General features: G+C 43.4%; 14 protein-coding genes. All 14 read left to right on the top strand.

Going from position 1 to position 13,037, the window contains the following annotated elements:
• Nucleotides 1-13 precede the first annotated feature (13 nt).
• Nucleotides 14-775 carry a histidinol-phosphatase gene (locus BUB11_RS05105; RefSeq protein WP_073028359.1) on the top strand — a complete coding sequence of 254 codons (762 nt, stop codon included), beginning with the start codon at nucleotides 14-16 and terminating at the stop codon, nucleotides 773-775.
• Nucleotides 776-796: 21 nt separating this feature from the next.
• Nucleotides 797-1,285, top strand: a complete 489-nt coding sequence (locus BUB11_RS05100) for a hypothetical protein (RefSeq protein WP_242947477.1) — start codon at nucleotides 797-799, stop codon at nucleotides 1,283-1,285.
• Between the two features lie 90 nt (nucleotides 1,286-1,375).
• Nucleotides 1,376-2,071: a hypothetical protein gene (locus tag BUB11_RS05095; protein ID WP_073028357.1), complete on the top strand. Its 696-nt coding sequence runs from the start codon at nucleotides 1,376-1,378 to the stop codon at nucleotides 2,069-2,071.
• Between the two features lie 156 nt (nucleotides 2,072-2,227).
• Nucleotides 2,228-2,587 carry a YlbF/YmcA family competence regulator gene (locus BUB11_RS05090; RefSeq protein WP_073028356.1) on the top strand — a complete coding sequence of 120 codons (360 nt, stop codon included), beginning with the start codon at nucleotides 2,228-2,230 and terminating at the stop codon, nucleotides 2,585-2,587.
• Nucleotides 2,588-2,729: 142 nt separating this feature from the next.
• On the top strand, nucleotides 2,730-3,860 hold the full coding sequence (gene bshA / locus BUB11_RS05085) for an N-acetyl-alpha-D-glucosaminyl L-malate synthase BshA (RefSeq protein WP_073028355.1): 1,131 nt from the start codon (nucleotides 2,730-2,732) through the stop codon (nucleotides 3,858-3,860).
• Between the two features lie 234 nt (nucleotides 3,861-4,094).
• Complete coding sequence (locus tag BUB11_RS05080) at nucleotides 4,095-5,018, top strand: AAA family ATPase (RefSeq protein ID WP_073028354.1); 924 nt, start codon at nucleotides 4,095-4,097, stop codon at nucleotides 5,016-5,018.
• Nucleotides 4,993-6,348, top strand: coding sequence for a vWA domain-containing protein (locus BUB11_RS05075; RefSeq protein WP_084110162.1), 1,356 nt, complete (start codon nucleotides 4,993-4,995; stop codon nucleotides 6,346-6,348). The genes BUB11_RS05080 and BUB11_RS05075 overlap by 26 nt, the downstream gene beginning before the upstream one ends.
• A 91-nt stretch (nucleotides 6,349-6,439) precedes the next feature.
• Complete coding sequence (locus BUB11_RS27730; protein WP_200797867.1) at nucleotides 6,440-6,595, top strand: hypothetical protein; 156 nt, start codon at nucleotides 6,440-6,442, stop codon at nucleotides 6,593-6,595.
• Nucleotides 6,596-6,708: 113 nt separating this feature from the next.
• Nucleotides 6,709-6,879 carry a DUF362 domain-containing protein gene (locus BUB11_RS05070; protein ID WP_073028352.1) on the top strand — a complete coding sequence of 57 codons (171 nt, stop codon included), beginning with the start codon at nucleotides 6,709-6,711 and terminating at the stop codon, nucleotides 6,877-6,879.
• Nucleotides 6,880-7,133: 254 nt separating this feature from the next.
• On the top strand, nucleotides 7,134-7,562 hold the full coding sequence (locus BUB11_RS05065) for a Fur family transcriptional regulator (RefSeq protein WP_073028351.1): 429 nt from the start codon (nucleotides 7,134-7,136) through the stop codon (nucleotides 7,560-7,562).
• Nucleotides 7,563-7,722: 160 nt separating this feature from the next.
• Nucleotides 7,723-9,888 (top strand): glycoside hydrolase family 2 protein, encoded by a 2,166-nt coding sequence (locus tag BUB11_RS05060; protein ID WP_073028350.1) that lies wholly within the window; start codon nucleotides 7,723-7,725, stop codon nucleotides 9,886-9,888.
• Nucleotides 9,889-10,064: 176 nt separating this feature from the next.
• On the top strand, nucleotides 10,065-11,132 hold the full coding sequence (locus tag BUB11_RS05055; protein ID WP_073028349.1) for a methionine synthase: 1,068 nt from the start codon (nucleotides 10,065-10,067) through the stop codon (nucleotides 11,130-11,132).
• A gap of 531 nt (nucleotides 11,133-11,663) precedes the next feature.
• Nucleotides 11,664-11,861, top strand: coding sequence for a DUF1858 domain-containing protein (locus BUB11_RS05050; RefSeq protein WP_073028348.1), 198 nt, complete (start codon nucleotides 11,664-11,666; stop codon nucleotides 11,859-11,861).
• 391 nt (nucleotides 11,862-12,252) lie between these two features.
• Nucleotides 12,253-12,786, top strand: coding sequence for a LysM peptidoglycan-binding domain-containing protein (locus BUB11_RS05045; RefSeq protein ID WP_073028347.1), 534 nt, complete (start codon nucleotides 12,253-12,255; stop codon nucleotides 12,784-12,786).
• Nucleotides 12,787-13,037 lie beyond the last annotated feature (251 nt).

The following is a 13,037-nucleotide window of genomic DNA, read 5'->3' as shown; positions in this document are numbered from 1 at the left end:
GAACCGTTTAGAGATGTTGGATTTACATGTTCACCTTCTCGGGCATAACGATCGGGAGGCTAACCGAGAAAATATTCGGGCCTTTTTGGATGAAGCGACCCGACGGGGGTTAAAAGAAATCGGGTTTGCGGATCATGACTATTATTGGGATCAAATGAACTTTCCCTTAATCTTGGAAGTTGCCAGAGATTATCCTAATTTAGCCGTGCGAATTGGATTTGAGGCGGAATATCGCCCTCATGAAGAAGAAAGAATTAAGAACCTGATAAATCAGTTTCCCTTCGATTTTGTGATAGGGTCGGTCCACGAGTTTGACGGCTGGATCTTTGATATTCCGGAAGAAGAACACATGCATCGCAAGAAAGATGTTGATGACTTTTATGCCAGGTATTTTGAAGTAGTGACGCTGGCCGCTAAAAGTGGGTTGTTTACAACGATCGGGCACCTAGACCTTATTAAAGTATTCGGAGCCCGGCCTGGGAAGGATATCTTAACTTTAGCGGATGAGGCGTTAACGGCGGTTGCTGAACAGGGTTTAGTTCTGGAAGTTAATACTAACGGCCGATATAAACCAGTTCAAGAATTTTATCCAGAAAGACGTTTAATGGAGGAGATTCAGCGGCGAGGGATTGGGTTCACCTTAGGGTCAGATGCCCATTGTGCGGAAAATGTGGGACGGGATCTGGATGAAGTGAGTCTGTTGTTACGTCAGATTGGTGTTCAATCGGTCGTTGGATTTGCCAAATTCGATAAAGTAAGTTATTCGCTAGATTAGGGGTGACACACTTTGGCAGATGTGCTTGATGAGAAATGGCTCATTGAAGAAAGTGCGGCTCAGGCTTTGGTGGAAATATTAAGCAGACAACAAGGAGAAAATTATAAAGTTTTCATGCATTCAGATCGGCCGGACATTGTGATTGAAAATCAAATAGATGGCACACGCCTAGGTGTGGAGGTGACTCACCTTTTTTACGATTCTGAGGAAGCACGGTATGTGTTTGGACGATCTCGTGAACCAGATCATCCTCCGGCTCCCGAATACATTGAGGGGTACGTGCGAAGGCTTAATGCTTTGTTACAACAAAAGAGCGAGAAAGCTAAAGGATACAATCATGAGTACCCTTTAGCCCTCTTAATTAGGGTAGTTTCTCCGCTGTTTCACATGTGTAATTTCCAGGTTTACTCCTCAAGTATTGTTGTGCCTCCTTCTGATTTTCAGATTATATGGTTGCTGTTTTATGACTTTGTGCAGAGGCGTTGGACCCTGTTAAAACGATTACGCTAAAACTTGGGATGGACTTGGATAGACTTCACACTTCGGTGAAACACTAAATAAGTATATATGTGTTGAGTCGGTTGTGAAGGAGATAAGAAAATGCCTTGGATAGAGATTGCGCTTTCTCCCCGTTCAGAATGGAATGAAGACGGCCTAAAGGATTGGGCCTTAGCTCTAGGCACCTTTCTGACCGAAAAAGGAACTGGGTTAAATCCACAAATCCAAATGTTGCCTGGTTATAATGTGGTTCAATTGGGGGATGCGGGAATTGGAGATCTAACTTTAAGCAGCGCTGAAAGGCTTGTTATTTTAGACGGTCTGTCCTTAAAGGGAAATGTGGAGTGTGATTTTGCTCGTTTTGTCGTTCGTTTCGCCTTACAAATGGGAGCTTTGGGGGTATGTGTTTCTAATGCCAGTCTCTCTGAAAAGAGCTTTTGGCAGAAACTTGGCGGCGTTATCCAACCGGACCCGGTTCCTTTAGAGGGGGCGATTAGTCACGATAAAGTAGGGATAAGGCAGCTCTCTAAGTTCAGTTTATCAGTTACCTATGAAAGTGAGCCAGTGTTGTGCTTAGAACCGATAACCTGCAATGCTCATCCGCCCGGACCTATAAGCCTCGCCCAACGCCGTTTGGAAAAAATGTATGGCGGATGTCCACTCGGGTTTGCCAGTCGAGCGGCTGTGCATAGTCCCTGGATTATTTCCCGAGAACAATGGACAGACTTATTGTCGTTTAGCCGGTTACAGGCTTTTGACTTGTTGGAACATATTGTGAATAAGGCTCAGGATGTTTGACTTTCTAGATTTTGTCAGAAAATAAATCCCCCCCTTAGCACGTTGGCGTAGGTGGGGGAGTGTTCAAATTTGTCTCTTCCAATAAAATTCTATATAATGAGATATTAAGAATAAATACATAGATAGATAGGTACGGACAGAGGAGAGGGAAGGGATATGGCTACTACTGATTTGGCCCACGAGTTAGCTCGTACACTTAAGGAGTCTGATCAATTCAAGCAGTTCCTTAAATCAAAAGAAAAGGTTATGAGTGATGCTAATAATCACAAGATGGTTCGCGAATTCCAATTGAAACAATGGGAGATCCGCGAAGCTCAAATGTTAGAGCAAGAGGTTAGTGAGGAAAAGCAGCAAGAATTAGAACGATTATATAGTTTGGTAAGCATAAACCCGACTGCCAGGGAGTATTTGGAAGCTGAATTTGAAGTATCTTGCATGGTTAATGATATTCAAAAGATTATTGGCGAGGCAATTCAAGATGCAATGCCCATAGGTTTTGAGGAAATTAATCCCTGAACAGAAGAGATCTTGAAGTTGCTCGATAGCAAGGACTTCCTTTACGTTAGGATGGCGTAATGGTAACGCGGGAAGTCAGACTTGGAGTACCTTAGGCATCCAAGCCCTTTGGAGCATGCTAATTAAAAGAGGTGCGAATGAGTTGAAAATCGGAATGGTTTGTTACCCGAGCTATGGTGGGAGCGGTGTGGTCGCAACCGAGCTAGGGTATGCACTGGGCGAACGAGGACATGAAGTCCATTTTATTTCCTCGGCTCGACCTTTTCGTTTACGTCGGTTTCATGAGAAACTTTTTTATCATGAAGTAACGGATGTAAGCTATCCAGTATTTAAATATCCTCCCTACACACTTTTACTTGCTAATAAAATCGTAGAAGTAGCTAATTATGTAGGGTTAGATTTGATTCATGCCCATTATGCAATTCCACATAGTATTAGCGCATATTTGGCCAAACAAATGATGATGAAGCCAATTCCTCTGGTGACAACTCTGCATGGTACAGATGTTACATTAGTGGGTGCTTTTGAAGAATTTAAGCTCTTAACTTGTTTGGCGTTGCGGGTTAGCGACCGTATTACAGCTGTATCCGATGCGCTGGCGAAAGAAACAGCTGTTGCTTTTGGGTCGCTGGAGCAAAGCATTGAGGTTATTCCAAATTTTATTGATCCTAAGATGTATTTACCAAAGGGGGGACTGATGTCAAAATGCAAGGATCATTTTGCCCCTTTAGGAGAAAAGATATTAACACATATTTCAAATTTCCGAGAAGTTAAAAGGGTTGTAGATGTCGTTAATATTTTTGCTTTGGTGGAAAAAGTAGTTCCCAGTCGCCTTTTACTCGTTGGAGATGGGCCAGAGATGGCTAGGGTTGAACGGGAGGTCGTTAAATTAGGGCTTGAGAAAAAGGTTCTGTTTCTTGGTAAACAGGAAAATGTTCAGGATATTTTACAGATGGCCGATGTTTTTCTACTCCCTTCGGCACAAGAAAGCTTTGGTCTCGTTGCGCTTGAGGCGATGGCTTGCGGGGTTCCGGTAGTAGCCAGTCGGGTTGGAGGATTGCCTGAAGTTGTGCGGCATGGGGAAACAGGCTTTCTGGCAGACGTAGGAGATATCCGAGGGATGAGCGAGGCGGTTCTTAAACTGTTGACCGATCAATTACGGTATATGGCTTTTTCTGAACAAGCTACAACTTGGGCCAGAGAATCATTTCCAATTGAACGGGCCGTGAAAAGCTATGAATCGGTATACGAAAGCGTAGTTCTTGGTTCGTAGTTCGATACTGGAAGTCTCATATTGCAGTTTGAAGTTTTATTATATTAGTTAGTAGTTATAGAAGGAGCATGTCCTAGGGCGATGTTTCTATTAATACTGGACACTATCGTCTAAGGCGGCTTTCGTTCTGAAGCCTGATCAGCTTTAGCTGAAGGAATTCAATGAAACTGTTGTTCATGCTAGAGTTTCGAATCACGAATATCGAACATCGAATATCGAGTTTGGGGGGATTAGATGCAAAATCGAAGGACGCTGGATCAGTTTGAGAATGAGTTAGAAGCCATTGGTTACATTACCGAACGGAATGATCGAATTGCGCTTACGGCCTACTTAGCGACTGAGTTAGGCAAACCGCTTTTGATCTCTGGACCGGCTGGGGTAGGCAAGACAGAAATTGCCAAAGTGTTAAGCCAAGTATTAGATGCTCCTCTGATTCGCTTGCAATGTTATGAAGGGCTGGATGAGACGAAAGCACTTTACGAATGGAATTATCAACGTCAACTCTTAAAAATCCAGATGGGCCGTGAGCATCTTCAAGAGGCAGACCTCTTCTCTACAAACTATCTGCTTCCTCGCCCGTTGCTGCAGGCACTTTTAAGTGAGAAAAGGAGCGTCCTTCTGATCGATGAAATTGATAAGACGGATTCTGAGTTTGAAGCATTTCTCTTTGAGCTTTTAGGAGAGTTCCAAGTGACAATACCTGAGATGGGAACAATTAGGGCTAAAGAACGCCCCATGGTTGTCTTAACCTCAAATGGAGAAAGGGAGCTCTCAGATGGATTGAAGCGACGCTGTATTTTTTTGTATGTAGAGCCGCCTTCGGTCAACAAGGAAGTCCGCATTCTCAGAGCCAAAGTTCCGGATTTGCCGGAACAATTAGCGTTAGAAGTGGCTCGAGCTGTCAATGTTCTTCGGGAACGCCTCTCTCTAAATAAAATCCCTTCTGTCTCGGAAACAATGGACTGGGCAAAAGCCCTGCTCGTGATGGGTAAGACTGGTCTCGATCCGGCCTGGGTCGATGCCACATTAACCTTGTTGCTTAAGAGCCAGGATGATGTAGAGCTTTTCTATCGTGAGATGGGAGCAGAACGCCTCCTTTTTGAGTCGAGTAAAATGGCACAAGGAGAAAGGCATGTACATGGACATCAACAGCGATAGAAAAGTCAGTGAATTAGATCGTCATTTAGTGGAATTTGCGCAGTTGTTAAGAACCGTGGGACTTAAAATTAGTCCTTCTGAGATTTCTGATGCAACGGAAGGTTTATCCCTTATCGGTTTAGTGGATCGAGATAAAGTTGAGGCCATTCTGCAAGCGACACTTGTTAAGAACGTTCAACATATTTCTGCTTTCCAAGAAGCCTTTCGGGCTTACTTTGCTACTTTGGATCAAAAAGAGGCCTGGCAGAAGGAGGCAACCCAGCAAACAAACCAATGGAAACAACAGATCGAGAGTACTTATCAAGATCTGCGCTTTCAGGACAATGAATTGGATATTAGTGAGGAACAGCGGGCAGTTTATGCCAGCTTGCCCGAAAAGGATAAACAACGCTTGCGCGATTTTCTGGAGAAATCGTCGAATGGGACACGGAGCGGGGTTCCGGTGGATCATTCTTATCAGCCTATGGTGGAACGGGTTCTCCGGGGTTCCTTGGAGTATTGGCGCAAGAAATTAAACGAAGATGTGCCAATTCTTTCCCCAGGTTCGACGAACGGGGTTCTTTCTGAGGTGGAACGCGCGTTGCGTGACCGGGAAGTTGAGGTTCTCAGCAGGGATTTGAAGAAGATTTCTCCAGAAGAATGGCCAGAAGTTATCCGTTTAATTCGTCGTCTCAGTCAACGTCTCGCCAGTCAAGTTACTCGTCGCTATAGGGCAGCTCGGCGAAGAGGCGGCTTAGATATGCGCTCTACTTTGCGAAAAAATCTGCGCTATGGCGGAGTGCTTGTTGATAGAAGCTATCGAAGCCGCCGCAAAGGAAGGCCCAGAATTGTGTTGCTGTGTGACATATCAGGATCTATGCACAAATACACAGAGTTTATCTGGCAATTCGTTTATGGACTTTCGACCGTTGTAAGTGGAATAAAAACATTTGCCTTTGGGGAATCGTTGATTCCTTTGAACGGCAAGTTCAGAAAGGGTCAGACATTTGAAGCAATGGTTAAGGAAGCGCTCTTAGTATCAGGGAAAGAGTGGGGAGGCGGGACTAATCTTGCTAATGCTTTAGAAACTTTGCAGAAGAAGTATCCAGATACGTTTACAAAGCAAACCTTGTTGCTTATCGTCAGTGATGCACAGACCCTTGAAGGTGAAAAGGCTGCGGCCTTACTAAGCGGGGTTCGCAGACATGTTCGAGAGGTGTTGTGGCTAAATACTCTTCCTGAACGCCGCTGGTCGGAAACTCCTTTTGTAAACGCGTTTCTTCCTTTCTGTCAAATGTATGAGTGTTTCACCCTCGGCCATTTAACCCAGATTTTAAACAAGCAATTCTAGACAAATTGCTTGTTTATTTTTCGGTTAAAAGGAGCATACTATAATTAAAGTATTTGTACAGAAACACACAAAGGTGTGAGGGGGTAAATTTATGTTGGAAAAATGTCGTGCTTGTGGTTTTGAACATGAAGATTTAGGGCATATTCTTTTCCGTAGAAATCATGTAAGTAATCGAGTATTGCCTTATTGTTCTCATTGTTTGCGCAGGCTTTATCAAGTGCCTTACAGACCGGGACGTGATCTTTAATCCAAGAATAATTTGTTATGTAATGGGAGATGCTAATATTTTTTTAGCTTGCCTTTTTTCCGCGGCTTTGGTATATTGATTTTGAAGTTCGGAGAAGAGGGGATGTTTTTGCTATGGCATACGTTATTAACTCAGAATGCATAAGTTGTGGTGCGTGCGAAGGGGAATGTACAGTATCTGCAATCAGCGAAGGTGACGGTCAATACGTTATTGATGCAGAGCTTTGTATCGACTGCGGTTCATGTGCTACTGTCTGTCCAGTTGAAGCACCAAATCCTGCTTAATATTTACCTGAATCTTATTTTGAGCAGTATCAAAAAAGAGGAGAGTTATTTAACTCTCCTCTTTTTTGATTGCTACCTTATGGGGCATTGGAATGTGTAGGCTTATCGTCGGAAACTTAGCCTGAAAGGCTATTAATTAAGAAAAACTATTAAGAACTTCTCTAAACAGCAGTTCTTTGGTTGACAAATTTATTATATTGACTTAAAATCTAATTAAAAGTGATTTCAAAATACCTAAGAAAGAGGATACGGACATGAATGCAATCGGAATTCTCAAACAATTAAAAGACAAAGGTGTCCGTTTTACACCGCAGAGACAAGCAATTTTAGAATTCTTGCTTGAAACTCAGTCCCATCCCACGGCTGATGAAATTTATCATCACGTAAAGGCAAAATTTCCTGGGGTTAGCTTGGGGACGATTTATAATACACTAAACATGCTAAAAGAGCATGGACATCTTTTGGAGTTGTCTTATGGGGATATGGCTAGTCGTTTTGATGGCAACCCCAATAACCATTATCATATCGTTTGTTCAAAGTGTGGTAAGGTAGCAGACTTTCATGGACCTCTAATAAATATGGAAAAAGAAGTAATGGAGAAATCCGGTTTTCTTATTTTGGGACATCGTATGGAGTTTTATGGGGTTTGCCCGGACTGCCTCAAGGATGAGCAACTTAATTAAGGTGCACACTATGCAAAAACTCGTTTGGTAAACGTGGTCCTTCGTTAGGGCTGGTTTGCCAAATGAGTTTTTTTATTGCTCGCAAGGGTTTTAGTAATCTTTCACGAATATCTTATTTATCAACGGTATTAATTGAACAAATGTTAGAAGGGGCCGTTTTATGTTTAATCGTCGCTTCATGTTTTTTATTGTCTTATGGTTACTAACATTGGGAACTCTGTGGTGGAGCTGGCAAGGTTCTATAGGAGAGTCTCTTTATGCTGAGCAAAGCGGTATAAGTTCTGCACGTTTTACTCAGAATTTAAATGGGAATTGGAGTCGGTTTTCGTCATTGCGTCAGGCCTGGACAACGGAATCCGAACGTTCCCAAGGAATAACTAATCAATCCTTTTTAACTAAAGGAAGCTCTCTGGCCCTTCCCTCAAGTGCGAGATTTTCGGTCGTAACTAAACGGCTTCAAATCCCCGGGGAGTGGAGTTCGCGGACTATGTTGCTTACTTTTAATGGAGTTCAGGGGCATGCGAATGTTTACTTAAATGGAATCTCCAACAGTCAGAAAATTGGAGAATTTGAAGGAAGTGGAGGCGCGAACGAATTAGAGATCTTCCCTAAGGCATTTCGCTATGGAGAAGATAATATTCTCTTAGTAGAGCTCACGGGAAGTGCCGAACAGCGCGCTACATTATTTGGTTCCTCTTGGCCAAAATCTGGGTATATTAAGGGCGATATTCGTTTAGATGCGGTAGTAGAAACGACAATTGTACCCCCGCAAGTAAGTGTTAACTGGTTTGAGAATGCCGCGCAAATAACTGTATCTACGGATTTGTTGCATCGAGGGTTTGCGCAGGAAGGACCTTGGACGGTTTACGGTGTGATCTCAGATGGTTCTGCAGGTTTAGCTGAGCAGACACTAATAGTAGATCCCCAGGAAAGCGCTGATCGCCAACCTGTGACATTAACCTTTACACTGCCGGATGCCCGGCGTTGGACGATTGAAGATCCTTTTCTCTATCAACTACATCTAACGGTCACGAACAATAAAGGAGACCTTGACGATTTGTCATTGCCTCTGGGTCTCCGTACGGTCTCTCTTGAATCTGGAAATTGGAAATTGAATAATCAAACTATCATAATCTCAGGAGAGGCCTTGACTCCTCAAGAAGAATATCGTCTTCGTAACTCTGGGGAGTTGGAGTCGTGGTTAATATCAGAACGGCAAAAAGGAAAAAACCTTATCTATTTTATTGGGCAACTTCCAGATGAGATTTGGTTGAGAACTGCTGATCGCGTAGGGATAGGAGTTTGGGCTGAATTGCCTGTCGAGTTGGTACCGTCTAAGAGACTTCCACAGCCGGATGTTTTTCGGAACGTAATCAAAGAGAAAATGTTTCATCCATCTCTTTGGGCCTGGACGGTAGGGAAAGGTTTAGATTCTGGTGAATTGGCCCAAACGTATTTTCAACAAGCCGAAAAAGAAGTTCAACCCAATTTAGCCTTTGCCCTAAAACTAATCCCCAACCTTCGCTCAGGACTGTCAGAGGAACAATCGATTTTTATCGAAGGTCCAATGATTAAAGGGGTTTGGGGAGAAGTAAATGTTGGAACTCCTTCTAGCGCAGGTGTTCGTTGGGATAAGGAACAAATTTTCGCTGGAACTTGGGCTATTCTGATGGTTTTTCTAGCCTGGATGAATATTCGGTCGGTAACTTGGCGCTACAAGGAGATAGGAGACAAAAAGCCTAAACGCCGTTTGCGCAATGCATGGCTATGGAATGGATTGTTTGTGATTGCCCGTGTATGTATGGTGGCAGGGCTATTAACTTCAGGACTATTTCGGATTCCGATTCACGTTAATCCCTGGTTTTCGCATTTATGGCCCGGAATTCAATTGTTGCAAGCACAATCCCCTTGGCTTATATGGGTGATGTTTGCGGAGTTAATTATTTTCATTCGACTGCTCCAGATTGGAGTAGTTATCCCTCATTTACCGGATACACCACATGAAGTTGGTCTTATTTATTGGTTGGAAAGGCGTTACCGTTGGGCCGTATTTATAGCAATTGGCTGGGCTTTGATGCCCTGGGGGATTCCATATTATGTACCGATTCTTGGATACATCCTTCTTGTCTGTCTATTTATGCCTATTCGTATTCATGATATCCACCGGATTGGAGGGCATTATCGGCAGTTCTTATGGGTGCCGGGAATTATTGTTGCTTCCTTATTTGTGTGTGCTCTCTTTTACCTTGCGGATTGGTTCTTTCTTTGGAATATGTTAAAACCTCTGACGGAATCAATAATCCAACAGTTACAGACGTTATGGTAAAATAATTCATATACCTATACTGATTTTTGCCTCCCGCTTCTTTCTGGAGGGGGGCTCCTCAGATACCGGGCAGTGAATCTCTATCAAAGCTTAAGATGAACAAGTTAACTTTGGTTTTCGTACTATAATGGGAGCAGCAGAGTTTTAATTTATTTTAGATGGGCAGGTTGAATTAAATGAAGAATGAAGGATTTATACCTCATTTTTTAGCAACGGGCGTAGGAAGTGTTCCTCAAACTAACAGTGAAGAGGCTTTAGATTTAATTTGGAATAGTGTTCCTTTTGCGCCGCATTGGCCTCAGCTTCCTAACCTGGGGGCTGAGAGTTCTTTTATTGGACAGTACCTCAATGCCTTGATTGAAACTGGAGTTATTGGCCATGTCACGAATCCGAAGTTTCAGATAGAGGAGACAGATTGGCTAGAGCGTATGACTGAATTTTATTCGCTTTATTTACAGGGCATTGAGGGAGATGAACAAGCCTTGGATCGCTTTGGCTTCAGCTCACAGGGGGGAGAAGGATTCGAAGCTTTCTATCGCAGTCTAGAACGTTCAGGGACACGAGAAGCTGTAATACTTAAGGGGCAACTCAGCGGGCCTCTGACGCTGGGAATGCAAATCACGGATAAAAATAGACGATCAAGTTATTATGATGAGAGTTTGCGAGATATGTTGGTTAAGACCCTTACTTTGCATGCTGAGTGGCAAACGAAACGACTCCGAAAGTTTGGTCTGCCTGTGATTATGACAGTTGATGACCCGGGGCTTTATGGTTTTGGTGCTTCAACTCATGTAACTCTAAATCGAGAGAACCTGATAGCCGAGTTAAACTCGATTTTCGAGGGGATTCTCCGCCAAGGGGGGATTCCTGGCGCACATGTCTGTGCAGGGATGGATTGGACCCTTCTTTTTGACTCGAGGGTGGTAGTCGTGAATTTTGATGCTTATGACTATATGCAGAGCATGATGGTTTTAGCTGAGCCTATCAACAGATTTTTGATGCGCGGGGGTGTCCTTTCTTGGGGTATTGTTCCTACTAATCCAGTCGCCTGGGAAGAGACCGCGGAAAGTTTGATAATTCGGTTGGAAGATAATATTTCGGAACTTGTGAAGCGTGGGGTTGATGAAAGTCTGCTTCGTCAGCAAAGTATGATAACGCCGAGCTGTGGGACGGGTACGCTCCAGAAAGAGTTGTCAGAGCACATTTATGGGCTTTTGGCTGAGATCCAGGGGGGGCTTGTGTGACACAGCGCTCGGTGCTTACGACGCAGAGCAAACTAACCGTTTAAGCGACTGGCTTTGGGGAGCGGGGCGGAACACGGGTGAGTGTTCCGCCAGATGAGCCGGCAGTGTGCGATGCCGTCCATGGCGCACCCTGCACTAGGCACGTCCTGTGCCGTCGTCCTACGACCATGGATGGTCTAGTGTCCCTGTAGCCCACGAAAACACTGTTTTCGCACGGATTAGCCTTTTTGCAGGACGGCGGGACCCTGTACACTGCCCCGCGTTTGGGGTCGGTCGCTTAAACGGAAGTTTGCGTTTCTGCTTACGTAAAGACGTCGCGCTCGTGTCACACTGCACCTGGGCCTGGGGGCGAGGAACGTGCTAGGGAGAAGGCACATTTCATGTGCGCCTTCATTCCTCTGGCGTACTGCCCGTGTCGACGTCACGCTCCTGTGCTAGGAGAAAAATGTTTGCATGAAGTTGCATATCCGACAATTTTGCTTTATAATAAAGCCGAGTATTTCACTAAGGAATACGGAGGAGGAATTTTATATGCTAACAAAAGAAATGACTGTGGGCCAAGTATTGAAGCAATATCCTCAAACAGTTCAAGTTTTCTTGGAACTTGGGATGCATTGCTTAGGATGTCCGTCTTCCGCGATGGAGAGTGTTGAAGGGGCAGCTTTAACTCATGGGAAAAATCCAGATGAGTTAGTTGAAAAACTTAATAAGACAATTGCTGCTGTATAGAATATCCTTACATTTATGCGGGGAGAAATATACTTCACGTTAATTTTAGTTAATGAAGCTGGTCTAATTAAGGACCGGCTCTTTTTTTGTCTCAGTAGAAACAATCTTTCCATAGTTTTGGACAGGATTTTTTAACCTAAATCATTAATGGATTATTATTATAGGTTAGAGTACAAGTCGGTTTACAAGGAATTGCTTTTGTTTAAATTAAGATACATGCTAAATTCATAGCTTTGGGTAAAGTTGAATGCATCAAAAAATAAATTTGCTTTATTTGATGTACATACACATTATAACATTAATGCCATATATTGTTATTAGTTAAGAGCAAGAAATTAAGCCTATGATGATTGAATAAATAATCTTGCTATATTGAAGGAGGAAAATTGATATGGAATTACGTTCCGTTGCTTATAACCCTACTTTTACACCGGGTATGCAAGGTATGCAAGGTATGCAAGGTATGCAAGGTATGCAAGGCATGGAAGGTATGGAAGGCATGCAGGGTATGCAGGGTATGCAGGGCATGCAAGGTATGCCGGGAATGCCTGGTATGCAAGGAGGTATGATGCATGGTGGTCCTTGTATGTATCCGCCTGGAGGGTTCGTTAATCTAGATGTTGACATGGATCCTGGTTTTGTTTCGCTTGATCTTGAAGGCCCAATGCCTTGTTCACCATGTGGTTCACCTGTGATGCAACAACGGCATCATCATCATGAACATCATTGTCCTGTGCCAACGCCTACTCCCTCACCTGAAGTTTATGTTGTGAAAAAAGGGGACACCGTTTGGAAAATTGCTAAACGCTATGGCACGACAATGCAAGCTATTATTCTTGCAAACAATCTTCGTAACCCGGATCTTATCTATCCAGGGCAAATCCTGTTTATACCTGGAGCATCTACTGAAGAGTTTTACGGCTAATTGCAAGCATTAATAAAAATTGCGATGTTATAAGGATCTAAACTCTGAGTGCAAACTTGGAGTTTAGATCCTTTTATAATGACGGAGAAGGTTTCTTTGATACATTCGTATAACCAACTATTAACTATTTAATCGGCGGGCATGATATCTTAAGGTGACTTGGTATCACGACCCCTTGGAGATGAATGCATACGATCGAATTGTGATGGACATATTTGTTTTGAGGTTTCGTGTCATTCGTATGATTAAGC

It is taken from the genome of Desulfosporosinus lacus DSM 15449, from assembly GCF_900129935.1.
GTDB lineage: Bacteria > Bacillota > Desulfitobacteriia > Desulfitobacteriales > Desulfitobacteriaceae > Desulfosporosinus > Desulfosporosinus lacus.
Note: the sequence above shows the minus strand (reverse complement) of the source record. Positions and strands in the feature narration are given on the sequence as shown.

Coding starts and splice junctions, on each gene's coding strand:
- BUB11_RS05105 (WP_073028359.1), top strand. CDS start 14: ATGTTGGATTTACATGTTCACCTTCTCGGGCATAACGATCGGGAGGCT.
- BUB11_RS05095 (WP_073028357.1), top strand. CDS start 1,376: ATGCCTTGGATAGAGATTGCGCTTTCTCCCCGTTCAGAATGGAATGAA.
- BUB11_RS05090 (WP_073028356.1), top strand. CDS start 2,228: ATGGCTACTACTGATTTGGCCCACGAGTTAGCTCGTACACTTAAGGAG.
- BUB11_RS05080 (WP_073028354.1), top strand. CDS start 4,095: ATGCAAAATCGAAGGACGCTGGATCAGTTTGAGAATGAGTTAGAAGCC.
- BUB11_RS05075 (WP_084110162.1), top strand. CDS start 4,993: ATGTACATGGACATCAACAGCGATAGAAAAGTCAGTGAATTAGATCGT.
- BUB11_RS27730 (WP_200797867.1), top strand. CDS start 6,440: ATGTTGGAAAAATGTCGTGCTTGTGGTTTTGAACATGAAGATTTAGGG.
- BUB11_RS05070 (WP_073028352.1), top strand. CDS start 6,709: ATGGCATACGTTATTAACTCAGAATGCATAAGTTGTGGTGCGTGCGAA.
- BUB11_RS05065 (WP_073028351.1), top strand. CDS start 7,134: ATGAATGCAATCGGAATTCTCAAACAATTAAAAGACAAAGGTGTCCGT.
- BUB11_RS05060 (WP_073028350.1), top strand. CDS start 7,723: ATGTTTAATCGTCGCTTCATGTTTTTTATTGTCTTATGGTTACTAACA.
- BUB11_RS05055 (WP_073028349.1), top strand. CDS start 10,065: ATGAAGAATGAAGGATTTATACCTCATTTTTTAGCAACGGGCGTAGGA.
- BUB11_RS05050 (WP_073028348.1), top strand. CDS start 11,664: ATGCTAACAAAAGAAATGACTGTGGGCCAAGTATTGAAGCAATATCCT.
- BUB11_RS05045 (WP_073028347.1), top strand. CDS start 12,253: ATGGAATTACGTTCCGTTGCTTATAACCCTACTTTTACACCGGGTATG.